General features: G+C 33.2%; 1 protein-coding gene. It reads right to left on the bottom strand.

Features of this window, described 5'->3' with window-relative positions; translation table 11 throughout:
- Positions 1-143: 143 nt before the first annotated feature.
- Positions 144-1,370 carry a transposase gene (locus tag FGK85_RS15100; RefSeq protein ID WP_138207976.1) on the bottom strand — a complete coding sequence of 409 codons (1,227 nt, stop codon included), beginning with the start codon at positions 1,368-1,370 and terminating at the stop codon, positions 144-146.
- Positions 1,371-1,498 lie beyond the last annotated feature (128 nt).

Here is a 1,498-nt window from a genome sequence, read left to right as displayed (position 1 = left end):
TGAGGAAATTGCACAATTAACCTTCCTCAATTACATTTAAAAATCATTACTCTTTGTTAATAATTAACTATTTTATGCAGAAAAAGATAATAGCAAAGCTAGGGTGCTATTGCACCTGTGGATAACTTTTAAAATTAATAAATTTATCCTGCTTGCTTTAAATTTAAGTCGTTAGACTTCTGATTAACAGCAATAGTTCCTGCTATTAAAGCCATACAGTTTAGTAACGCTACAACTTTTGCTTTTCTTATACCTGCTGAACGCAGATTATTAACATTTAGGTACTCTTTCAATCTTGAGTTACACCTCTCGATAGAGGTGCGTTGATTATAGAGTTTTTGCCAATATTCACTGCTCCTAAGAGGATAAGAGTAATACCTATTATTCTCTTTATAATTTACCTTTAGGCAAAATCCATAGTTTGAATTGCTACAATGCTTTGTTCCAAATGGGCAATTAATCTTACCGGTTGATTGTGGACATCTAAATTTAAGGTAGTCACCATCTTTTCCCCAGTAAGTTAATGGATATCCCATTGAGCATATGGGTTCAAACTTCTCGTTAAATCCTTCTGGTGGAGCATACTGTGCCCTAGGATTGAAAGCTATAATTGGTTGTGCTTTAACATCGTGAGTAACATAATCATAAATCTTTTGAAAATCATAACCTTTATCCATAATAAAATGCTTAGGACTCAAAACTTCGGAGTACTTGGTGATGAACTTTTTTATCAGCGGAATGGCTAAATCTCCATCACTGTAACTAGCGGGAGATAGCAATATGCTTAAGGGTAGTTCACTCTTGCAATCTGCTAGTATGTGAAGCTTAAATCCGAACCAACGTATTTTATTACCATCAGTATCGTTCTTAGCTCCCCAGTTTGGGGAAACAGCATTTTTCTTGAGTTTAGATTTAGGTCGAGCTTTTTCAAAAGAATCAATTTTAGTAGAATCGATTGCTACATTTGAACCATCAATAATTCCTATACTAATGGCCTTTTTAACTAAACACTCGAAGTCATATTCCAATGAAGGTGTCTTAGACAGTTTAGTTAAAAATCTACTAAAGGTTGATGCTGAAGGTGTTTTCTCTAAGAGGTTAAAACCGCAATTATACCTAAATACAGGATCGGTCTTAAGTCTATCGACTAACTTATTAAAGTATTTAATTTTTTCAACTTGCATGGCAACTAAAGCATACAATAGTGCTAGCTCGTTATGCCCTTTCGGGCCACGCGTAGCGTGTAGCTGTGCTAAACCATTTAATACATTTGAAAAATCTAATTGAACTAGAATTAATTCAAGCCTAGTTTTAGGCTGAAATTTTATTATTTCTTCAAAGGAAAATAAGCACTCTTGTCGAATATACATAAGTATTCACTCCTTTTTGTTGTTTATTTTGGGTGCTACTTAAATATTCGACATTTTGGGGTGAATTTCCTTTTTGAATAATAAAAAAGTTAGTAAAATCAATGATTATAAAATATGAAATTTACTCA

The sequence above is a fragment of the Haloimpatiens lingqiaonensis genome (assembly GCF_901447495.1).
GTDB classification, from domain to species: domain Bacteria; phylum Bacillota; class Clostridia; order Clostridiales; family Clostridiaceae; genus Haloimpatiens; species Haloimpatiens lingqiaonensis.
This window is presented reverse-complemented; position numbering and strand designations above follow the sequence as displayed.

What these genes read in the sequence shown, in the direction of transcription:
- FGK85_RS15100 (WP_138207976.1), bottom strand. Translation starts at nt 1,370, where the DNA reads ATGTATATTCGACAAGAGTGCTTATTTTCCTTTGAAGAAATAATAAAA.